Annotated in this window: 18 protein-coding genes and 1 pseudogene; 8 read left to right on the forward strand and 11 right to left on the reverse strand. The window is 63.6% G+C overall.

The window, feature by feature from the left end; translation table 11 throughout:
- Positions 1-40: 40 nt before the first annotated feature.
- Genes LJX93_RS17650 through LJX93_RS17675 form a run of 6 tightly spaced genes read right to left on the reverse strand, consistent with a single transcriptional unit; the run spans position 41 to position 5,958 of the window.
- Positions 41-1,780: an ABC transporter substrate-binding protein gene (locus tag LJX93_RS17650; protein WP_033699112.1), complete on the reverse strand. Its 1,740-nt coding sequence runs from the start codon at positions 1,778-1,780 to the stop codon at positions 41-43.
- Between the two features lie 37 nt (positions 1,781-1,817).
- On the reverse strand, positions 1,818-2,090 hold the full coding sequence (locus tag LJX93_RS17655) for a DUF2160 domain-containing protein (protein ID WP_047581170.1): 273 nt from the start codon (positions 2,088-2,090) through the stop codon (positions 1,818-1,820).
- Positions 2,091-2,102: 12 nt separating this feature from the next.
- A complete protein-coding gene (locus tag LJX93_RS17660; RefSeq protein ID WP_033699115.1) occupies positions 2,103-2,903 on the reverse strand; it encodes a carbohydrate ABC transporter permease in 801 nt (266 codons plus the stop codon).
- A 3-nt stretch (positions 2,904-2,906) separates the two neighbouring features.
- Entirely contained in the window at positions 2,907-3,770 is an 864-nt protein-coding gene (locus tag LJX93_RS17665) for a carbohydrate ABC transporter permease (RefSeq protein WP_095063663.1), read from the reverse strand.
- Positions 3,767-4,864 (reverse strand): ABC transporter ATP-binding protein, encoded by a 1,098-nt coding sequence (locus LJX93_RS17670; protein WP_186655170.1) that lies wholly within the window; start codon positions 4,862-4,864, stop codon positions 3,767-3,769. Before LJX93_RS17670 ends, LJX93_RS17665 begins: the two co-directional genes overlap by 4 nt.
- Complete coding sequence (locus LJX93_RS17675; RefSeq protein ID WP_033699120.1) at positions 4,864-5,958, reverse strand: ABC transporter ATP-binding protein; 1,095 nt, start codon at positions 5,956-5,958, stop codon at positions 4,864-4,866. Before LJX93_RS17675 ends, LJX93_RS17670 begins: the two co-directional genes overlap by 1 nt.
- Before the next feature lie 223 nt (positions 5,959-6,181).
- Between LJX93_RS17675 and LJX93_RS17680 the strand changes: the two genes are divergently transcribed.
- A complete protein-coding gene (locus LJX93_RS17680) occupies positions 6,182-7,969 on the forward strand; it encodes a sigma-54-dependent Fis family transcriptional regulator (protein WP_227696249.1) in 1,788 nt (595 codons plus the stop codon).
- A 22-nt stretch (positions 7,970-7,991) separates the two neighbouring features.
- Here LJX93_RS17680 and LJX93_RS17685 read toward each other — a convergent pair whose 3' ends face one another.
- The 3 genes and pseudogenes from LJX93_RS17685 to LJX93_RS27520 form a co-directional block, all read right to left on the reverse strand.
- Positions 7,992-9,680 (reverse strand): putative bifunctional diguanylate cyclase/phosphodiesterase, encoded by a 1,689-nt coding sequence (locus LJX93_RS17685; RefSeq protein ID WP_033699123.1) that lies wholly within the window; start codon positions 9,678-9,680, stop codon positions 7,992-7,994.
- 12 nt (positions 9,681-9,692) lie between these two features.
- A complete protein-coding gene (locus tag LJX93_RS27515; protein ID WP_371856383.1) occupies positions 9,693-10,691 on the reverse strand; it encodes a methyl-accepting chemotaxis protein in 999 nt (332 codons plus the stop codon).
- Between the two features lie 285 nt (positions 10,692-10,976).
- Positions 10,977-11,324: pseudogene (locus tag LJX93_RS27520) on the reverse strand (PAS domain-containing protein); the annotation flags it as partial.
- Positions 11,325-11,524: 200 nt separating this feature from the next.
- Here LJX93_RS27520 and LJX93_RS17695 point away from each other — a divergent pair.
- From LJX93_RS17695 to LJX93_RS17715, 5 genes are all read left to right on the forward strand, one after another.
- A complete protein-coding gene (locus LJX93_RS17695; RefSeq protein WP_033699126.1) occupies positions 11,525-11,839 on the forward strand; it encodes a helix-turn-helix domain-containing protein in 315 nt (104 codons plus the stop codon).
- A gap of 249 nt (positions 11,840-12,088) precedes the next feature.
- Positions 12,089-13,399 carry a C4-dicarboxylate transporter DctA gene (locus LJX93_RS17700; protein ID WP_033699127.1) on the forward strand — a complete coding sequence of 437 codons (1,311 nt, stop codon included), beginning with the start codon at positions 12,089-12,091 and terminating at the stop codon, positions 13,397-13,399.
- Between the two features lie 45 nt (positions 13,400-13,444).
- Positions 13,445-14,149, forward strand: coding sequence for a FadR/GntR family transcriptional regulator (locus LJX93_RS17705; RefSeq protein ID WP_033699128.1), 705 nt, complete (start codon positions 13,445-13,447; stop codon positions 14,147-14,149).
- 16 nt (positions 14,150-14,165) lie between these two features.
- Positions 14,166-14,846, forward strand: a complete 681-nt coding sequence (locus tag LJX93_RS17710) for a GntR family transcriptional regulator (RefSeq protein WP_033699129.1) — start codon at positions 14,166-14,168, stop codon at positions 14,844-14,846.
- A gap of 77 nt (positions 14,847-14,923) precedes the next feature.
- The gene (locus LJX93_RS17715) at positions 14,924-15,973 is read left to right on the forward strand and encodes a hypothetical protein (protein WP_047581180.1); all 1,050 of its coding nucleotides are present in this window, start codon (positions 14,924-14,926) and stop codon (positions 15,971-15,973) included.
- 18 nt (positions 15,974-15,991) lie between these two features.
- Here the strand turns inward: LJX93_RS17715 and LJX93_RS17720 are convergent, their stop codons facing one another.
- Positions 15,992-16,420 (reverse strand): PACE efflux transporter, encoded by a 429-nt coding sequence (locus tag LJX93_RS17720; protein WP_033699132.1) that lies wholly within the window; start codon positions 16,418-16,420, stop codon positions 15,992-15,994.
- 104 nt (positions 16,421-16,524) lie between these two features.
- On the opposite strand from LJX93_RS17720, the gene LJX93_RS17725 reads away from it, so the two are divergent.
- Both LJX93_RS17725 and mcpA read left to right on the forward strand, forming a co-directional pair.
- Positions 16,525-17,403 carry a LysR family transcriptional regulator gene (locus LJX93_RS17725; protein WP_033699134.1) on the forward strand — a complete coding sequence of 293 codons (879 nt, stop codon included), beginning with the start codon at positions 16,525-16,527 and terminating at the stop codon, positions 17,401-17,403.
- 139 nt (positions 17,404-17,542) lie between these two features.
- Positions 17,543-19,429 carry a methyl-accepting chemotaxis protein McpA gene (gene mcpA, locus LJX93_RS17730; protein ID WP_227696251.1) on the forward strand — a complete coding sequence of 629 codons (1,887 nt, stop codon included), beginning with the start codon at positions 17,543-17,545 and terminating at the stop codon, positions 19,427-19,429.
- A 69-nt stretch (positions 19,430-19,498) separates the two neighbouring features.
- On the opposite strand, the gene LJX93_RS17735 is transcribed toward mcpA, so the two are convergent.
- Entirely contained in the window at positions 19,499-20,563 is a 1,065-nt protein-coding gene (locus LJX93_RS17735) for a hypothetical protein (protein ID WP_227696252.1), read from the reverse strand.
- Positions 20,564-20,640 lie beyond the last annotated feature (77 nt).

Consider the following 20,640-nt stretch of genomic DNA (forward strand, 5'->3'; position numbering starts at 1 on the left):
ATCGGCTGACTGTACCGACCTTTGCGCGGTCGTTAGCCGATCACTTGCGCGCCGCCTCCCACGACTTCAGCAGCTCGTTGTAGCTCACCGTCTCGCCCTTGGGCTTTTCGTTGGCCAGCTTAGGCTTCGGCGCGCCCGGCTGGTCGTACCAGTATTGGGCGTCCCGTTCCGGGTTGAGCTTCGGCGCACAGGTTGCCTGGGCATTGGAACGCTGCAGCCGCTCCATCATCCGGTCCTGATCACGGGCCAGGCCATCCAGCGCCTCCTGCGGGGTCTTCTCGCCGCTGGCCACTTCGGCGATATGGCTCCACCACAATTGCGCCAGCCGCGGGTAATCAGGCACGTTGGTGCCGGTGGGCGTCCATTGCACCCGTGCCGGGCTGCGGTAGAACTCCACCAGCCCGCCCAGCTTGGGCGCAAGGTCGGTCATCGCCTGGGAGTTGATGTCCGACTCGCGAATCGGCGTCAGACCGACGATGGTCTTTTTCAGCGACACCGTCTTGGATGTCACGAACTGCGCATACAGCCAGGCAGCCAGGCGCTGCTTCTCGGGGGTGGACTTGAAGAACGTCCAGGAGCCGGTGTCCTGATAGCCCAGCTTCATCCCCTCCTCCCAGTACGGCCCCTTGGGCGATGGCGCCATGCGCCACTTCGGCGTGCCATCGGCGTTGACCACCGGCAGCCCGGGCTTGGTCATGTCGGCGGTAAAGGCGGTGTACCAGAAGATCTGCTGGGCAATGTTGCCCTGCGCCGGCACCGGGCCTGCCTCGGAGAAGGTCATGCCCTGGGCTTCCTTGGGCGCGTAGGCGCGCATCCAGTCCACGTACTTCTGTGTTGCGTACACGGCCGCCGGGCCATTGGTGTCACCGCCGCGGGTAACGCTGGAACCCACCGGGTGGCAGTCCTCCACGCGGATGCCCCACTCGTCCACCGGCAGGCCATTGGGCAGGCCCTTGTCGCCACCGCCGGCCATCGAGAACCAGGCATCGGTAAAGCGCCACCCCAGCGACGGGTCCTTCTTGCCGTAGTCCATGTGGCCATAGACACGCTTGCCGTCGATTTCCTTGACGTCCTCGCTGAAGAATTGGGCGATGTCCTCGTAGGCCGACCAGTTCACCGGCACGCCCAGCTCATAGCCGTACTTCTCCTTGAACCTGGCTTTGAGCGCTGGCCGCTCGAACCAGTCGGCACGGAACCAGTAAAGGTTGGCGAACTGCTGGTCAGGCAACTGGTAGACCTTGCCATCCGGCGCGGTGGTAAACGAGATGCCGATGAAATCCTTGAGGTCGAGGGTCGGCGAAGTGTAGGCCTTGCCCTCGTTGGCCATCAGGTCGGTGATCGATTCGACCTTGCCATAGCGAAAATGCGTACCGATCAGGTCCGAATCGTTGACCCAGCCGTCATAGATGTTCTTGTCCGATTGCATCTGGGTCTGCAGCTTTTCGACCACGTCACCTTCCTGCAGCAGGTCGTGGGTCAGCTGGATGCCGGTGATCTCACTGAAGGCCTTGGCCAGCACCTTGGATTCGTACTCATGGGTGGTGATGGTTTCCGACACCACATTGATCTTCATCCCACGAAACGGTTCGGCGGCCTTGATGAACCACTTGAGTTCGGCCAACTGCTGCTCAGGTGTCAGGGTCGAAGGCTTGAACTCGCTGCCGATCCACCGCGATGCCGCATCCTCGTACTGGTCGGCCCACGCCGCGCCCGGCACGCTGGCCAGCACCAGCAACGCGGCCAGGGTCAAATGTCGCCTTTTGTCATTGTCATGGAACATTGTGATCTCCCGATTGAGTTATTCCCGGAGCCGTCGCTCAGCCCCAACGCAGCACCACCACGAGCCAGCCCAGCGACAGCAGCGAGGCCACCCACAACGGCCAGTCGCTGACCCCGACTACCAACAAGTGCAGGTAAGCGCTGACCAGCAAGCCAACGAACAACCGGTCGCCACGGCTGGTGACGATCGGCAGAAAGCCGCGCCGCTCCACACAGGGGTGGCGCAGTTCGAGCAGGGTCATGCACACCAGCAGCACACCGACGGCAGCGAAGAACAGCGCTGTCGGCAGGGTCCAGGCCATCCATTCCATGCGTTGCCCTCCTTACACCCGGCCAAGGGCAAAGCCCTTGGCCACATGGTTGCGGACAAACCAGATCACCAGCATGCCCGGCAAGATGGTCAGCACGCCGGCAGCGGCCAGCACGCCCCAGTCGATACCGGAAGCTGAAACGGTGCGTGTCATCACCGCCGCGATCGGCTTGGCATTGACTGAGGTGAGGGTGCGCGCCAGCAGCAGTTCGACCCACGAAAACATGAAGCAGAAAAACGCCGTCACGCCGATGCCGGAGCCAATCAGCGGGATGAAGATCTTCACGAAGAAACGCGGGAAGCTGTAACCGTCGATGTAAGCCGTTTCGTCGATCTCCTTCGGCACCCCCGACATGAAGCCCTCAAGGATCCACACCGCCAGCGGCACGTTGAACAAGCAATGGGCCAGCGCCACGGCAATGTGCGTGTCGAACAGGCCGATCGAGGAATACAGCTGAAAAAACGGCAACAGGAACACCGCCGGCGGCGCCATGCGGTTGGTCAGCAACCAGAAGAACAGGTGGCGGTCGCCAAGAAAGCGATAGCGTGAGAAGGCATAGGCCGCCGGCAACGCCACCGCCAGCGAAATAAGCGTGTTCAGGCAAACGTAGTACAGCGAGTTGATATAGCCGCTGTACCAGCTGGCATCGGTGAAAATCACCCGGTAATTGTCGAGCGTGAATGCCTGTGGCCACAGGGTCAGGCCGCCGAGGATCTCGGTGTTGCTCTTGAACGACATGTTCAGCAGCCAGTAGATCGGCACCAGCAGGAAGAAGAAGTACAGCAGCAGGGGCAATGCCTTGCGCGCGCTCATGGCCTAGTCCTTGTCGGCGTGCGTCATGGCGGTGTAGAACAGCCACGACACCAGCAGGATGATCAGGAAGTACACCAGCGAAAATGCCGCAGCCGGCCCCAGGTCGAACTGCCCTACCGCCATGCGCGTGAGGGTCTGGCTAAGGAACGTGGTGGCATTGCCGGGCCCGCCACCGGTCAGCACAAACGGCTCGGTGTAGATCATGAAGCTGTCCATGAAACGCAGCATCACCGCGATCAGCAGCACGTTCTTGAGCTTCGGCAGCTGGATGTGGCGGAACACCGCCCAGGCCGACGCCCGGTCGATGCGGGCGGCCTGGTAATAGACATCGGGTATGGCCCGCAAGCCCGAATAGCACAGCAGCGCCACCAGCGACGTCCAGTGCCAGACATCCATCACCAACACCGTGAGCCAGGCGTCGAACGGGTCACTGGCATAGTTGTAGTTGACCCCGAGCTTGGCCAACGCGGCGCCCATCAGGCCAATGTCGGCACGGCCGAAGATCTGCCAGATGGTGCCGACCACGTTCCACGGGATCAGCAGCGGAATGGCCATCACGATCAAGCAGATCGACGCCATGCGGCCCTTGGTCGGCATCGTCAGGGCGATGCCGATCCCCAGCGGAATCTCGATCAGCAGCACGCAGCCTGAATAGATGAACTGGCGCAGCAGGGCATCGTGCAGGGCAGGGTCACGCAGTACCTGGCGGTACCAGTCGGCCCCCACAAAATAGCGATTGGACTGATCGAAGATGTCCTGCACCGAATAGTTGACCACGGTCATCATCGGCACCACCGCGCTGAACGCCACCAGCGTGAACACCGGCAGCACCAGCCACCAGGCCTTGTTGTTGCGCACCTTGTTCATGGCCCGGCCTCCAGCAGTACATCATCGACGTAGAGCATCAGCCATTGGCTGGGCAGGCTCACCCAGGCCTGGCCCACCGGCAGCGGGCGGTCCTCGCCCAGGCGCGCCTTGAGCGTGGCACCGCCGAGCGTGAAGGTGACGATGCGGTAGGTGCCCAGGTCTTCGACATCCAGCACCTGCACCGCAAAGGCGTGGTCGAGCGGGGTGTCCCAGAGCTGCACGAACTCCGGCCGTATCCCTACTTGCAGGCGCCCACCTCCCGTTGCCGCCAAACGTTCGCGCAGGCCATCGGGCAATGCCAGGTGCAGGCCGCCAAAGCTCACCCCATCGGCTTCGGCGCGCACGTCGATGAAGTTCATGCCCGGGCTGCCAATGAAATAGCCGACAAAGGTATGACGTGGCCGCTCGAACAACTCGCGCGGGGTTGCGAACTGGACGATGCGCCCAGCGTGCATCACCGCGATCTTGTCGGCGAAGGTCGAGGCCTCCAGTTGATCGTGGGTGACGTAGATCATGGTGATGTTGAACTGCTCATGGATCTGCTTGAGCTTGCGCCGCAGCTTCCACTTCAGGTGCGGGTCGATCACCGTCAAAGGCTCGTCGAAGAGGATCGCCGAGACGTCTTCGCGTACCAGGCCACGGCCCATCGAGACTTTCTGCTTCTCATCGGCGCTGAGGTTGCGCGCCTTCTTTTTCAGCACGGCGGACAGGTCGAGCACCTCGGCGATCTCCTCCACCCGTGCTCGCACCCTGCCCTCGTCCACCCCCTGGTTGCGTAACGGAAACGCCAGGTTGTCGAACACCGTCATGGTGTCGTACACCACCGGAAACTGGAACACCTGGGCAATGTTGCGCGCCTGCGGCGACAGCGCGTTGACCGGCTTGCCGTCGAACAGCACTTCGCCGTGAGAAGGCGTAAGCAGCCCCGAGATGATGTTGAGCAAGGTCGACTTGCCGCAACCCGAAGGCCCGAGCAAGGCATAGGCACCCCCTTGCTCCCACACGTGCTCCAGCGCGTGCAAGGCGTAGTCTGCCTCCGAGGCCGGCTGGCGGCTGTAGCTGTGCGCCAGCTGGCGCAGGCGGATCTCGGCCATCAACGACGCCTTGCCTGGCGCAGGCCCGGGGCCTGTACCAAGGCCCCGGCATTGTCGAAGACAAACAGCTTGTGCGTGGGGATGAACACCCGGATCGGCGTGTCCACCTGGTACTCGTGCACGCCCGGCAAGTGCAGGGTCATCCGCCAGTGCTCATTGCGCACATGGAGGAAGGTTTCCGAGCCACTGATCTCGGCCAGCTCCACCAGTACCGCCAGCTCCAGGTCATCGTCATGGGTCGGCACCAGGGTGATGTGGCTGGGGCGCACACCAAAGCGGTAGTCACCTTCGCCTAGGCGTTGCAGGTCGGCGTTGCGGGCAAAGTGCACCGCCTGCGCCATGCTCACCTCATTGCCCGCGATGCGCCCGGGTATCAGGTTGATGGGGGGTTCGGAAAACAGCTCGGCGGCCAGCACGCTGTTGGGCTGCTGATAGACCGCCGCGGTTGGGCCGCTCTGCACGATGCGCCCCTGGTGCAAGAGCGTGGTGGTACCGCCCAGCGCCAGCGCTTCATTGGGCTCGGTGGTGGCATAGACGGCAATGCAGTTGCGCTGGGCGAACAACGCCCGCAGCTCTTGGCGCAGGCCTTCGCGCAGCTTGTAATCGAGGTTGACCAACGGCTCGTCGAACAGGATCAACGAAGCATCCTTGACCAGCGCCCGGGCCATCGCCGTGCGTTGCTGCTGGCCACCGGACAACTCCAGCGGCAAGCGCTGCAGGTAAGCCTCGATGCGCAGCATTTCGGCGGTTTCCTGTACCCGTCGGCGCACCTCTGCCTCGGCCAGGCGTGCCTGGCGCAGGGGTGAAGCGATGTTCTCGTACACGCTCAGGGTCGGGTAATTGATGAACTGCTGATACACCATCGACACGTTGCGCTGGCGCACCGGCACCCCGGTGACATCGCTGCCGGCCATCAGCACGCGGCCCCGGTCCGGTCGGTCAAGCCCCGCCATCAGGCGCATCAGGCTGGTCTTGCCGGCCAAGGTGCGGCCCAGCAGCACGTTGAACGACCCCGGCTCGAAACGCAGGGACGCATCGACGATGCAAGCCTGGTTGTCGACACTGCGGCTGACCTGCTCCAGCACCAGGGACATGGCGTGGCCTTTTCTTGATTGTTGTGCGCAGGGCACAGCCAGTTTCGTGCCAGCACTGCCTGATCGCTCTGGCCCGCGCCTTCACCTGCCAGGGCCTGCCATTGCCCGTTCACACCTGAACACCTGCCCTGAACACCTGAACAGGCGTGGGTTTGACAATGAACAACCGTGGACGACACTGAACAGCGGTCGACTGATAACAACAAACACACAGGACAGGCCCATGGCCGCATCCGCTTCGCCCCATGCCCAACTGATCCAGGCGTCCTGGGCGCGATGCCGCGAGCATGGCCTGCAACCTCAGCGTGCACCCGACTTCGATTGCCTGACCGTAACCGAACTGAACAGCCTGCTGGAGCGGCGCCATGCGCTGTTGCGGCTGACCCGTGATGAAGTGCTGCCACACTATGCACACCTGCTGGGCAACGCCAGCTACCTGGTGATGCTGGCCGACGCCAGTGGTTGCCTGCTTGACACCTGGGGTTCGCAACGCTTCGTCGACCCGCGTCAACGCCATGGTTTCAGCGCAGGCGCCCATTGGCTCGAACGCGGCGTGGGCACCAATGCCCTGGGTACTGCGCTGGTCTGCGCCGAAGCGATCCACGTTGGTCAGGATGAACACTTTCTGCAGCAGAACCGCTACCTGTGCAGCGCCGCTGCGCCGGTGTTCGATGCCGAGCGGCAACTGGTCGGCGCGCTCGATGTGGCCAGCGACGGCTACCTGCCCGCCAGCCAGACGCTCGGCCTGGTGCGCATGATGGGCCAGAGTCTGGAGAACCGGTTGATCCTGGCGCAGCATGGCGACCATCACGCCCAGCTGCTGTTCAACAGCGCCTGCGACAACCTCGACAGCCCTTGGGCGGGCTTGCTGGTATTCGATGAGCGCGGCCAGGTGCTCGCGGCCAATCACCGGGCCGACAGCCTGCTCGGCGGCAACCCGCTGCGGCAGAACCTCGAACAATTGTTCCAAACCCCCTTGCAGCAGTTGCTGGCCCAGCCCCAGCAACAGCCGTTTGCCCTGCAGGCGGCCGGCCGCCACCGTTTCCACTGCCAATGGCAACCGCCCCGCCACGGCCCCACACCCACGTCACCCGGTCACGGTGACCCGCGCCTGGGCAAAGCCTTGGACCAAGCCAGCCTGCTACTGGAAAAGGACATCCCGGTATTGATCCAGGGTGAAACCGGGGTGGGCAAGGAAGTCTTCGTCGAGGCCCTGCACCGCGCCAGCAGCCGCGCCGGCCAGCCGCTGATCGCCGTCAACTGCGCGGCAATCCCCGCCGAGCTGGTCGAGTCGGAGCTTTTCGGCTATGACAAAGGCGCCTTCACCGGCGCTCATCACAAGGGCAACCCCGGGCTGATCCGCAAGGCCGATCACGGCATTCTGTTTCTCGACGAAATCGGCGACATGCCACTGCCGACCCAGGCCCGACTGCTGCGCGTACTGCAATCACGCAGCATTCAGCCCCTGGGCAGCGGCGAGCCAGTGACCGTAGACATCCGCGTGGTATCGGCGAGCAATCGCGACCTGGCCGACGCCGTGCGTACCGGTCGATTTCGCGAAGACCTTTACTACCGGGTAGCCGGGCTGACCCTCAGCTTGCCGGCCTTGCGCGAACGCAGTGATCGGCGCGCGCTGATCGAGCAGGTGCACGCCCGGCATCTCGCCCCCGGGCAACCACGGCAATTACCCCCCAACACCCTTGAACTGTTGTTGCACCATCCCTGGCCGGGCAACCTGCGCCAACTCAACAGCGTACTGCAGGTAGCCCTGGCCCTGGCCGGCACGCAGCCAATCGGCATCGAGCACTTTTCAGCGTGCTTCCTTGCCCAGGCCAGAGCACTCACGCCAAGCCCGCAGGTCGCAGCGACGCAAACGCCCGCCACTGACCTGGCCCACCTGCTGAACACCTGCGACGGCAACATTTCTGCGCTGGCGCGCTTGCTGGGCATCAGCCGCACCACCCTGTACAAACGCCTGCGCGAACAGGGGCTGGAACCCTCCCACCTGTAAGCCTGTATCGGCCTCTCAACCATCAACCGCCGCGCCAGGCCTCGGGCTGCCGATAGCCTTGCGCCCACGCCACCACCTCGCTCGCCGGCATCGGCCGGGCAATGCAATAGCCCTGCGCCAGCTCACAGCCCAGCGCCATCAACACCCGCCCGTGCTCGACACTCTCCAGGCCTTCGGCAATCACCTCGCGGCCAAACGCCCGCGCCAGCCCGATCACCGCCCCGGTCAGGGCCAGGTCGTCCTGGTCATGAAGGATGTCGCGCACGAATGACTTGTCGATCTTGATGGTTTGGGTGGGCAAGCGCTTGAGGTAGCTGAGCGACGAATAACCGGTGCCGAAATCGTCCAGCGAAAAGCGCACGCCCAGGGCCCGGCAAGCATCCAGGCAGCGGCTGACATGCTGCAGGTTGTCGATGGCCACCGACTCGACGATTTCCAGGTCCAGCCGCGTCGGGTCAACCCCCGCATGCGCTGCCAGCAACTGCTCCAGGCGCTCGACGAAATCATTGCGCTGCAGATGCCGCGCCGCGATGTTGACACTCAGCGACCAAGGCTGCCCCAGTCGTTGCCAGGCCTGCAGCTGGCTCAACGCCTGGTCGATCACCCATTCGCCAATCTCGATGATCAAGTCGGTCTGCTCCACCCAGGGCAGGAACTCACCGGGAGGCACCAGGCCACGACCCGGCCTTTGCCAACGCAACAAACCCTCGAACCCCAGCACCTGGCCGCTGCGCAAATTGACCTTGGGCTGGTAGTGGAGGCACAGCTCACTATTGCGCAGTGCCCGACGTACCCGCGCCACAGTCTGGTGGGTGGCCTTGAGCTCCTGCTCCTGGGACACATCGAACAGGTGATAGCGGTTGCGCCCCCGCTGCTTGGCCACGTACATGGCCTGGTCAGCGTGGCGCACCAGTGTATCGGCATCCTCATCGTCGAGCGGGTAGAGCGTGACGCCGATACTGGCGCTTAGCGAAAGGGTGTGTTCACGTACCACATACGGGGTCGACAGCGCGCGCAACACACGGCGCAGAGCCGCATCCAGCTGACGGTCGTCACCGACATTGCGCAGGATCAACACGAACTCGTCACCCGATAACCGGGCGACGGCATCCCCACCGCGCAAGATACCTTTCAGGCGCTGCGCCACTTCGACCAGCAACAGGTCACCCGTGGCATGCCCGTAACCATCGTTGACCGCCTTGAAGCCATCCAGGTCGAGCATGCACACGGCCAGCGGTATGTCCTCGCGACGCGAAAAAGCCAACGCCTGGTTGAGCAAGTCGGACAGGAAGGCGCGGTTGGGCAGGCCCGTCAGCACATCGTGGCCCACCCGCCACTGCAGGGTATGCAGCAGCTGGCGCTTCTCGGTGACATCGAAACGTATCGACACATACTTGCGTACCTTCCCAGTCGCGGGGTCGACCAGCGGCACCATGGTACTGTCCACCCAGTACAGCGAACCGTCCTTGGCACGGTTGCAGATCTCGCCCTTCCACACCTTGCCGGCGGCCAGTGCCCGCCACATGCCCTCGAAGAACTCCGGCTCATGCAGGCCGGAGTTCAGAATGCGATGGTTGGCGCCCAGCAGTTCGTCCCGGCTGTAACCCGAGATGCTGCAAAACTGCTGGTTGACATAGGTAATGCAGCCACGCAGGTCGGTTTCGGAAAAGATCGCGGCCGCGTCCACGGCCGCACGGTAGTTATCGTCCATAAGCATCCTGCCCTAGCGGTTGAAGCGCTCCACGAGGGCGCGTAATCCTGCGCACACCTCTTCCAGCTCGGCACCGCGCGAGGCGGCGGCGTTGGCACTGTGGGCGCTGTGTTGGGCAATACCCGCCACACCGTTGATCTGCCGCGACACCTCTTCTGCCACGGCAGACTGCTGCTGCGAGGCCGTGGCCATCTGCTGGCTCATGTCACTGATACGCTGCACCGCTGCACGAATACCGTGCAGTGCCTGCTGTGCTTCCTGCACCTGGGCTACGCCCTGTTCGGCACCCTGGATACCTTGGCTGGCAATGGCCACGGCGTCCTCGGCGCCGCTGCGCAGGCCGTCGATGATGGCCTGGATATGCAACGTCGACTGCCGGGTCTTGTCGGCCAACGCCCTTACTTCATCGGCTACCACGGCAAAGCCGCGGCCCTGCTCGCCGGCACGGGCGGCCTCGATGGCGGCATTGAGGGCCAGCAGGTTGGTCTGTTCGGCAATGCCACGGATCATCCCGGCAGCCTCGGCGATGGCACCGGTCTGGCCGGCCAGGTGGGTGACCGCCTGATTGATCTGGTCCACCGTGCCGGCCAAGGCGCGAATGGCCGTGCCGCTGGCGTCGGCCACGCGGCTGCCCTGCTCGGCCAGCAGGTGCGCGGTTTGCGCCTCGGCTGCGGTGAGCTGCACATGGTTGACCACCTCACCGATCGATGCAGTCATCTGGGTCATGGCGGTTGCGCTCAGGTCGGTTTCGGCGCGCTGTTCCAGCAGCGCCGTTTCAGTGCCGCGCGACAACCGCCCGGCATCGTGGGCGGCCACCGCCATCTGCGTGGCGAGATCGCTGAGGCGGGTCAACGCGGTCTTCAGGCGGGCTTCTTCACCGATCAGGATCAGTTGCAGTTGCCCAGCCGCACCGGGCAAGTCGCTGTAGGTCAAGGCGGCGGTCGGGTCGGCGAAGGTCCCTTCAGCGCCCCGGATCACCCGCCGCAGTTGGCGGCCCAGGTCGTTGCGCATCCACAGGCCGTAGGCGGCGAACAAGGCCAGGGTCACGCCCTGCCCTGGCCAGCCCGGCAAGAGCTGGTTGGCGCCCACCGCCAATACCCCGCCCAGCAGTGGCAACGCCAAGGCCTGGGCCAGCAGGGCCAGGCGGCGGGCGTTCGACAGCGGCGCCTGGCCTTGGCGCAAGCGCGCATACAATGCCTCGGCACGGCGCACCTGCTCGCGGGTCGGGCAGACCCGCACCGACTCGTAGCCAATGACCCGGCCCCCTTCAAGGATCGGCGTGACATAGGCATTGACCCAGTAGTAGTCACCGTTGCGGCAGCGGTTCTTGACGATACCCATCCAGCTTTTGCCGGCTTTCAGGTGACGCCACATCAAGGCATACACCGCTGCGGGCATGTCCGGGTGGCGCACCAGGTTGTGCGGGCTGCCGATCAGTTCGGCCTCGCTGTAGCCGCTGATGGCGGCAAACTCTGGGTTGCAGTAGGTAATCAGGCTGGTGGTGTCGGTGGCGGAAATAAGCCGCTGACCCGAGGGGAAACGTTGCTCGACCGGGGTTACCGGGAGATTGAGGCGCACGATGAGACTCCATTCACTGACGAACCGGCACTCTGCCCATCGACGGCCATCGGAACCGATCCGCATCGATCCGCTCAAATGTGCACATGTGCTTCCAGCCACACCGGCATGAGGCCGAATGACACTGGAGACTCGATGATGACTGTCCGGTCAAGTGGCGAATTCTACGAAATCCATCACATAAATCCAACAAAGGTGATCAATCATGGCGTTGCGCCATGCGGATAGATATCGTTAAGTTCTTGATTCTAAATGGGAATTAAGTGATGACGAGATCAGCTCTGGGGTTTGCCCTGCGTCGCTACCGCAAGCTGGCGGGTCTGACCCAGGCACAATTCGCCGAGCGAACCGGCTTCGACCCCAAGACTATCAGCCGTTTCGAGACCGGCACCTATACCCCCAGCGTTGATGCGCTCATGGCGTTCGCCGGCGTGCTGGGCGTCAAACCCAAGGACTTCTTCGCCGAACCGGACGACGAAGAGGAGCAGCGCGCCTACCTGTTCGGTGTCATCCACAACGCCCCACCCAAAGACCTTGGCAAGCTGATTGCAGCAGTGGACGAGGTATTGGCCAAGCCCTGATCTGATTCTTCCCTTTCTTGGGGCGAACTGTGCAGCCCCGACCAAATGGCAACGCACCGAATTAGAGCCTGGGAGGGCCGATTGCACCATAACTGGTCAGACCGGTAAGGCCAAAAACCCTTGCAATGTAGGATTTTTCGCGCTTTTATGGCCTCGCGCTGAACAAACCGGTAAGACCACAATAATTAAGTCCTGCGCTCTTTGACCCTCGCGGCATCGAAGCAAGGACACCGATCAGAGATCACTCCCATGCTCAAATGGTGCTCGCGTTCGATCTTCCTGCAAGTTGTGCTGGGCCTTGCCCTCGGCATTGCCTGCGGCCTCAGCTTCCCCGACCTCTCCCTGCAACTCAAACCCCTCGGCGACGGCTTCATCAAGCTGATCAAGATGCTCATCGGCCTGATCGTATTCTGTGTCGTGGTCAGTGGTATTTCCGGTGCGGGCGACCTCAAGAAGGTCGGGCGAATCGGCCTGAAATCGGTCATCTACTTCGAAGTGCTGACCACCATCGCCTTGGTGATCGGCCTGGTATTTGCCTTCAGCAGCGGCATCGGCAGCGGCGCCAACATCCACTTGGACCAGTTGTCCAGCGCCGATGCCAACGGCCTGGCCGAGCGCGGCCAGCACATCCACGGTGCCACCGCGTTCTTCATGGACCTGATCCCGACCTCGGTAGTCGGTGCCTTCGCTGACAACAACATCCTGCAGGTGCTGCTGTTCTCGGTGCTGTTCGGCAGCGCGCTGAACCTGGTGGGCGACTCGGCGGCGGGCATTTCGCGGCTGATCAACGAACTCAGCCACGTGATCTTCCGCATCATGGGCATGATCGTGCGCCTGGCGCCGATCGGTGTGTTCGGCGCCATCGCCTTCACCACCAGCAAATATGGCCTGGAATCGCTGCAACACCTGGGTGGCTTGGTCGCGTTGTTCTACCTGACCTGCGCCGGCTTCGTGCTGGTCGTGCTGGGCACTGTCATGCGCGTGTCGGGCCTGAAACTGCTGCCCCTGATCAAATACCTGCGCGAAGAACTGACCATCGTTCTTGGTACCGCCTCGTCCGACGCCGTGCTGCCACAGATCATGCGCAAGCTCGAGCACCTGGGCATTGGCAGCTCCACCGTCGGCCTGGTCATCCCGACCGGGTACTCGTTCAACCTCGACGGCTTCTCCATCTACCTGACCCTGGCCATCGTGTTCATCGCCAATGCCACCGGCACGCCACTGGAGATGACCGACCTGCTGACCATCCTGCTGGTATCGCTGGTGACTTCCAAGGGTGCTCATGGCATCCCAGGCTCGGCGTTGGTGATCCTCGCCGCCACCCTGACCGCTGTGCCGGCCATCCCGGTAGTAGGCCTGGTGCTGGTGCTGGCCGTGGACTGGTTCATGGGGATCGGGCGGGCACTGACCAACCTGATCGGCAACTGCGTGGCCACCGTGGCCATCGCGCGCTGGGAAAAGGACATCGACCTGGAACGCGCGCAGAACGTGCTCGCTGGCAAACCTGGTTTTGCCCACACACCCCGCAAGCAGCCCAACGCCCATCAACAGGAATTCTGATCGAACAAGGCCGGCGTTGGACGCCGGCCCTTCCAGGAGCGAACCGTGATCAGCTCATCAACCGTCGTCACCTCTGTGGTGGAAAAACTGCGCCAGGCCCTGGCCCGCGGCCAATGGCGTTCTGGCGACATGCTGCCGGGCCAGCGCGAACTGGCCGAACAACTGGGCATCAGCCGCCCCAGCCTGCGCGAGGCCGTCACCGTGCTGGAAACCTTGGGCCTGGTGCGCGCCCTACCGGGTAAAGGCGTACTGGTATTGGATGCCGACGCCGCCCTGCCGGAGCCGGGCATCGACACCAGCGCGTCGGCCAGCCTGGCCGATGTGCTGGAGCTGCGCTACACCCTCGAACCCTTCATCGTCGGCCTGGTGGCGCAGTCGGCCAACAGCCACGACATCGGCCAACTGCGCCTGACGCTGATGGACATGCGCGAAGCACTGGACGCCGATGACAGCGAAGCCGGAGTCAAAGCCTACATCGCGCTGCATGAGGCGCTGTTCGCCCTGACCACCAACCCGATCTTCCAGAGCGTGGTGCAACAGACCAGCAATGCCCTCAAGCAAAGCGCCGACATGCTGCGCAATTCGCCCGAGCACCTGGCCGCGCGGCTGAAGGAAAGCAATGCCGTGGTGCGCGCCATCCGCGAACGCAACAGCGCCGAGGCCAGTGCCCAGATGCGTCAGCACATCCTTGCCGAAGGCCAGCGCATGGGCATCCAGCTGAACATCCCGGACGAACACCCACGCCCTTGACCCCAGGAGAGCGACCATGACCGCCAGCGCCCACGCCGCCCCCCACCTGCCTGCCCTGCTCGTCGCTGGCGAAACTCGCCTGTCGGCCGACCAGATCTACCCACGGCTGTTCGACGCGATCCTCGAACAGCGCCTGCCACCCGGCGCCCTGCTGCCCGAGCAAGCCCTGGGGCATGCCTTTGGGGTAAGCCGCACGGTGATCCGTCGGGTGCTCGGCCGCCTGTCGGACCAGCAGGTGGTGGTCCAGCGCCCCAGCCACACTGCGCACCTGGCCGCCCCCGACCCAGACCAGGCGCGCCAGGTGCTCAGTGCCAGGCGCCTGGCCGAAACCACCTTGATTACCCTGGCTGCGCAGCGCGCGCGGCCGGCACAGATCCGCCAGCTGCGCCTGTTGGTCGAGCGCGAGCGCCAGCACCATGAAAGTGGTGAGCGCTGCGCGGCCATCCGCCTGGGCGGCGAGTTTCACCTGAAGCTCGCGCAGGTCGCCGCCAACGCGCCACTGGCGCGGTTCCTCAACGGCCTGGTGCCGATGACTTCGCTGATCATTGCCCGCTACGAATCACCTTGCTGCGACCACTGCGCCTGGGAAGAGCATGCGGCGATCATCGATGCGGTGGAAGCCGGGGATGCGGCGGCAGCGCTGGCATTGATGCATGAGCACCTGGACCGGCTGCAAGACAAACTCGACCTGGGCTGAGGTTTTTTTCAAGGCCGCCCTATACTCGAGAAACCACCCCAGCCTCTACCCAGGGAGGCGGCCGCGTGAGCTCGCGTATGCCGTTACTGCTGCTTTGCCTGCTGTTGGCCCTCGGCGGCTGCGCGGGCAAGCGTCCGCCTGCCCCGCCACCTGCCGCGGTGCTGACCCCGGCCACGTGGCAGCGCATCGATCAGGACCTGATCGATGCCTCGGTGGGCGCTGCAGGTTCTGCCAACGACTATGCCCGGCGCTCCATGCGGGTGTGGAAGGACCAGGTGCAGCAACGTACCGAAAGTGAGTTCATCCCATGGTTCACCGGTTATTGGACCCAGCAATGGCTGACCCTCAAGGTGGCCTGGTACAAGCTCGACAGCGGTGAAGGCCGCGAGCCTGCGCAGAAACGCCTGGCGCTGTACCTTCAGGAGCAGTACCACGAGCGGGTGATCGAGCCGGTGGCCGAGCAGATCAACCCGGAGGGCATCCGCGACCGTGCCTGTGAGCTGTATGTGCAGTTGCTCGGCCAGCAACTGCCGGCCATCATCGCCCGCTACAACGCGCCGCCCGAGCAACTCAGCCAACGCCTCAATCGCATACCCGCCATCGCCCTGGGCCCACCCGATGCGCGCAACGCCAGCCTCTATCAACTGCTGCGCGCCAAGTCGCTGGACCAGCAACCGGCCTGGCAAGCCATGCGCCAGCATCTGCACGAGCAAGCCAGCAAAGGGCCTGGGCAGACCGACGTGGGGCTGTCATCGGTGGCCACGCGGGCCAGCGAGAAACTCGGTGCCACCCTGGCCCCGCGCGGCATTGCCAGCGCCGTGGCTTCGGCGGTGGGCAAGGTGGCCGGGGCGATGATCTCGGTGGCGGCGGCAGGCTACGGCATGATCACCCACGACCGTGAGCAACCGCAGATGGTCGAGCAGTTGCGGGTGATCCTCAATGTCGCGCTGAACCAGGAATGGCAGGAGCTGATGGAAAACCGCCAGAGCGGGGCGATGGCCGGCGTCTATTACCTGTCAGGGCAGGTCGAGGACAACCTGCTGGCCAGCGCGCCGCGGCCGGTGGAGCCCGTGGAGCCGCAGGCAGAACCGAAGCAGACGCCACTGTTGATACGCCTGCCGCCGTAGCGGTTAGCGGTACCGGCCTCAGGCAGTGGCCAGCGCTGAGCGGGGCAAGCCGAAAATCCGGTCGAACGCCCAGTTGTAGGCAAAGGTGTAGCACGGCACCAGAATGATGAATGCCAGGTCCACCACAAACGCCTCCACCAGGCTCATGCCCAGCCACCAGGCAATCAGCGGAATCAAGTACACCACCAAGGTCAGCTGAAACCCGATGGCATGTGCCACACGCCGCCCCACGCTGCGCCCGCGCTTGGCCTGGCGGCTCTCCCAGCGCTCGAACAGCGTGTTGTAGATCAGGTTCCAGAGCATGGCGATGGTGGTGATCATCACGGCCAGTGGCCCGGTGTGGGACGCCTCAGTGTCTGACAGATACGCCAGCCCGAGGGTCGACATGCACAGCCCGATCAATTCATAAAACGTCACGTAGACCAATTTGCGTTTAACGCCCTGCACCCCGTTTTACCTCTATTTGACTAACAACGATGGGGCGGGAGAATGCTTCAATCTTCTTGACAGTAAAAGTCAGCAGCTGTCAGATCAACTGACAGGAGGCTGCCATGAACTTTTCCAGCGACAACATCCAGCTGTTTCTCGCCGTGCTCGATCGCGGCTCGTTCTCTGCGGCCGCGCGCGCGTTGCACCGCGTGCCCTCGGCGGTAAGCATGGCCATCGGCAACCTGGAGGCAGAGCTCGGCTACAGCCTGTTTGAACGTGGCCCGCGCGAAGTCCGCGCGACCGCCCAAGCCTTGGCCCTGGAGCCCCATGCCAGGCTGATCGCCGAACAGCTAGGGCTGTTGCAAGTACATGCCCTGGAGCTGTCCCAAGGGCTTGAGAGCAGCCTGACTATCGCCGTGATCCCGGACATCGACCATCGCCCGCTGCTGGCCGCCATCGCCCAGCTTGGTGAACGCTACCCGCTGCTCGATATCGCACTGCTCAGCGCCCCGCAGGAAGACGCCCTGCACCTGCTCGACAGTGGCCGCGCCGACCTCTGCGTGGCCTTCGCCGGCCTGCAGGTGGATGCCCGCCGCGGCTTTCAGCACATCGGCATGGAATCGCTGGTGGCAACGCTGTCACCCGCGCACCCGGCCGTGCTCGAAGACCGCGTTCACTACCTCGAAGACCTGATCAACGTGCGCCAGATCCTGGTGCGCAGCCGCGACCTGCCGCTGACCGACCCGCGCGCACTGATTGGTGCCACGCACTGGTCCACCGACAGCTTCGATGTCGCCCTGCAGATGGTCGAGGCCGGCCTCGGCTGGGGGGACCTGCCACTCTCGCGCATCGCACCGCTGCTAGCGGCCGGGCGTCTGGTGCGGCTGGGCTTTCGCAATACCCGCAACGAGTTGCAGTTGCCCGTGCACCTTTTGTGGCGCAAGCAGCAGCCGCTGCAGCAGGCGGCGCGTTTGTTGATTGAGCAGCTGTCCATGCGTTGAACGCCGTTCGTCGAAACGTCCTAAAGAAATTTCGCCAAGTGTTTCAATTTTTTAGCCCGCAAGCCGATAGCCAATCGACAGGGCGCAGCGCGTCATGAGCGCGCTACGCCCTCCCCTCATTGGCCCAAGGTCTCGAAACATGAACCTGAAATTTCGCCACAAGATCCTGCTCAGCGCCTGCGGCGTCGTGGTCCTGGCTTTTGCCCTGTTCACGCTCTACAACGACTACCTGCAACGCAACACCATTCGCCAAAACATCGAGTCTTCGGTGCAGCAATCCGGTGAGCTAACCGCCAGCAGCGTGCAGAACTGGATGAGCGGGCGCATCCTGGTGCTGGAAAACCTGGCCCAGGACATCGGCCAGCAAGGTGCCGGTGACACCCTGGCCGGGTTTATCGAGCAGCCTTCTTACACGCGCAATTTCCTGTTCACCTACCTGGGCCAGTCCAACGGCGCATTCACCCAGCGCCCCGACGCGCAGATGCCCGCCGGTTACGACCCCCGCCAGCGCCCGTGGTACAGCACCGCGGCGAGCGCCGGGCAAACCGTGTTGACCCCGCCCTACCAAGGCGCCGTCGGCGGCCTGGTGGTGACCATTGCCACCCCTGTGAAAAGCAAGGCCAATGGCGAGCTGATCGGCGTGGTAGGCGGTGACGTCACCCTCGATACCCTGGTAGAGATCATCAACTCGGTCGATTTCGGCGGCATCGGCCACGCCTTCCTTTCCGACAGCAATGGCCAGGTAATCGTCAGCCCCGATAAAGACCAGGTGATGAAAAACCTCAAAGACATCTACCCTGGCAGTGGCCTGCGCGTCGCGTCGGGCATGCAGGATGTCACCCTCAACGGCCAGGAACGCCTCATCTCCTTCGCGCCGGTTTCCGGCCTGCCTTCCGCACAGTGGTACATCGGCCTGTCGATCGACAAGGACAAGGCCTACGCCGCCCTTGACCAGTTCCGCACGTCGGCAATCATCGCCATGCTCATCGCCGTAGCGGCCATCGCCGGCCTGTTGGGCTTGTTGATCCCGGTGCTGATGCAACCGCTGACCACCATGGGCCGTGCCATGCGCGACATCGCCGAAGGCGAAGGCGACCTGACCCGCCGCCTGGCCGTGCAGAACAAGGACGAGTTCGGCGAACTGGCCACCTCGTTCAACCGCTTCGTCGAACGCATCCATGCCTCGATCAGCGAAGTGTCCTCGGCCACCCGCCTGGTGCATGACCTGTCGGAAAAGGTCGTCAATGCCTCCAACGCTTCGATCACCGGCTCCGAAGAACAAAGCATGCGCACCAACAGCGTGGCGGCGGCGATCAACGAGCTGGGCGCCGCCACCCAGGAGATCGCCCGCAACGCGGCCGACGCCTCGCAGCATGCCAGCGGTGCCAGCGAGCAGGCCCATGGCGGCCGCGAAGTGGTCGAGGAAGCGATCAGTGCCATGACCGCCCTGTCGCAGCGCATCAGCGAGTCCTGCGCGCAGATCGAAACGCTCAATGCCAGCACTGATGAGATCGGCAAGATCCTCGATGTGATCAAGGGCATCTCGCAGCAGACCAACTTGCTGGCGCTCAACGCTGCCATCGAGGCAGCCCGTGCCGGTGAGGCCGGCCGAGGCTTTGCCGTGGTCGCCGACGAGGTACGCAACCTGGCGCACCGCACCCAGGAATCGGCCGAAGAAATCCACCGCATGATCACCAGCCTGCAGGTGGGTTCACGCGAGGCGGTGCATACCATGAACACCAGCCAGGTCTCCAGCGAGCAGACCGTGCAGGTGGCCAACCAGGCCGGCGTGCGCCTGGCCAGCGTGACCCAGCGTATCGGTGAGATCGATGGCATGAACCAGTCAGTGGCCACTGCCACCGAAGAACAGACCGCCGTGGTCGAGAGCCTCAACCTGGACATTACCCAGATCAACGCCCTCAACCAGCAAGGCGTCGAGAACCTGAACGAAACATTGCTGCACTGCGATCAACTGGCCCAACAGGCTGGCCGCTTGAAGCAGCTGGTAGGCAGCTTCAGAATCTGAGTGCCGCTGTAACGCAAGCCGCTCCTGTAGGAGCGGCCTTGCGTCGCGATGGGCTGCAAAGCAGCCCCCCTACACCACCACCACCTTCCCAGCCTTACCCCGCCGCACCCAAGCCACCAACACCGCCGCCATCAGCACAAACCCCAGGTACCCAAACAGCGGATACACCTCGCCCACCAAGCTGATGAACCCCACCAGGCTGCAGCCGAACGCCACAACCCCGGTCACCACCGAGCCCCAGCGAAACTTCGCCGTACCCGCCGGCAACAGCCGCGACAGGAACGAGAACATCGTCCCCACCGCCGTGTTGACGATCATGCCGAAGATGATCAGGCACATCACCACCCCCAACACCGGCGACACCTCATTAGCGATCGACAGCATCGGCATCGGCAGGTCGGCGACACTGTCCAGGCGTGACAACAGCCCGGCGGTCATCACCAGCATCAAGCCGCCCAGCGCCGCGCCCCCCAGCAAACCACCCCACACCGCCGTCTTCTCGCCTTTGGCCGAGCCCCCCAGAATGGCCAGGATCGGCGCACCGGCAACGATGTTGTAGGACACATACAGAAACGCGCCCAGCAGCCAATGGCGCGTGCCTGCCTGCTGCTGGCTGGCCAGGTGGTCGAGGTCGGCGAAACTCTGTTCACGGGTGAACACGGCATACAGTGCAATCGCCGAAGCCACCAGAATCAGCAACGGGGTGATCGCGCCGATGGCCAGGATCACCTTGCGCACGTCCAGGCACACGATGCCTACCACCACGAGCGTTACCAGCACACTGCCGGTCAATGCCGGGATGCCGAACTGCTGCTCCAGCAAAGCACCGCCACCGGCCAGCATGACCACGGTGACGGCGAACATGAAGAAGGTGATCAGCCAATCGACGAACAGGCCCAGGTGACGGCCACAGATGGCCTGGATCACATCTTTGTGCGAAGTGGCCCGCTGGCGGTTGCCCAACCCCGCCAGGGCCATGCCGAGGAAGGTGAACAAGACCGCGCTGACCATCGCGCCAACCAACCCCCAGACCCCGAAATCGACAAAGAACAACAGCAGTTCCCGCCCCGAAGCAAAGCCCGCCCCTACGATCACGCCGACAAAGGCGCCGGCGATTTTCAGCTGCTCTTGCATGTGAACCTCTGTATTTATTGTTGTTAGGTGTGTTTGAGCGCCACGCATTCCTGTATAGAAGCGGCCTTGCCAGGGCG

This window comes from Pseudomonas sp. HN2-3 (assembly GCF_020691745.1).
GTDB lineage: Bacteria > Pseudomonadota > Gammaproteobacteria > Pseudomonadales > Pseudomonadaceae > Aquipseudomonas > Aquipseudomonas capeferrum.

Excerpts from the sequence above, each read along its gene's own strand:
- LJX93_RS17695 (WP_033699126.1), top strand. The coding sequence starts at position 11,525 with ATGACGAGATCAGCTCTGGGGTTTGCCCTGCGTCGCTACCGCAAGCTG.
- LJX93_RS17675 (WP_033699120.1), bottom strand. The coding sequence starts at position 5,958 with ATGTCCCTGGTGCTGGAGCAGGTCAGCCGCAGTGTCGACAACCAGGCT.
- LJX93_RS17715 (WP_047581180.1), top strand. The coding sequence starts at position 14,924 with ATGCCGTTACTGCTGCTTTGCCTGCTGTTGGCCCTCGGCGGCTGCGCG.
- LJX93_RS17700 (WP_033699127.1), top strand. The coding sequence starts at position 12,089 with ATGCTCAAATGGTGCTCGCGTTCGATCTTCCTGCAAGTTGTGCTGGGC.
- LJX93_RS27515 (WP_371856383.1), bottom strand. The coding sequence starts at position 10,691 with ATGCGCAACGACCTGGGCCGCCAACTGCGGCGGGTGATCCGGGGCGCT.
- LJX93_RS17670 (WP_186655170.1), bottom strand. The coding sequence starts at position 4,864 with ATGGCCGAGATCCGCCTGCGCCAGCTGGCGCACAGCTACAGCCGCCAG.
- LJX93_RS17725 (WP_033699134.1), top strand. The coding sequence starts at position 16,525 with ATGAACTTTTCCAGCGACAACATCCAGCTGTTTCTCGCCGTGCTCGAT.
- LJX93_RS17665 (WP_095063663.1), bottom strand. The coding sequence starts at position 3,770 with ATGAACAAGGTGCGCAACAACAAGGCCTGGTGGCTGGTGCTGCCGGTG.
- LJX93_RS17735 (WP_227696252.1), bottom strand. The coding sequence starts at position 20,563 with ATGCAAGAGCAGCTGAAAATCGCCGGCGCCTTTGTCGGCGTGATCGTA.
- LJX93_RS17655 (WP_047581170.1), bottom strand. The coding sequence starts at position 2,090 with ATGGAATGGATGGCCTGGACCCTGCCGACAGCGCTGTTCTTCGCTGCC.
- LJX93_RS17650 (WP_033699112.1), bottom strand. The coding sequence starts at position 1,780 with ATGTTCCATGACAATGACAAAAGGCGACATTTGACCCTGGCCGCGTTG.
- LJX93_RS17660 (WP_033699115.1), bottom strand. The coding sequence starts at position 2,903 with ATGAGCGCGCGCAAGGCATTGCCCCTGCTGCTGTACTTCTTCTTCCTG.
- LJX93_RS17710 (WP_033699129.1), top strand. The coding sequence starts at position 14,166 with ATGACCGCCAGCGCCCACGCCGCCCCCCACCTGCCTGCCCTGCTCGTC.
- LJX93_RS17685 (WP_033699123.1), bottom strand. The coding sequence starts at position 9,680 with ATGGACGATAACTACCGTGCGGCCGTGGACGCGGCCGCGATCTTTTCC.
- mcpA (WP_227696251.1), top strand. The coding sequence starts at position 17,543 with ATGAACCTGAAATTTCGCCACAAGATCCTGCTCAGCGCCTGCGGCGTC.
- LJX93_RS17680 (WP_227696249.1), top strand. The coding sequence starts at position 6,182 with ATGGCCGCATCCGCTTCGCCCCATGCCCAACTGATCCAGGCGTCCTGG.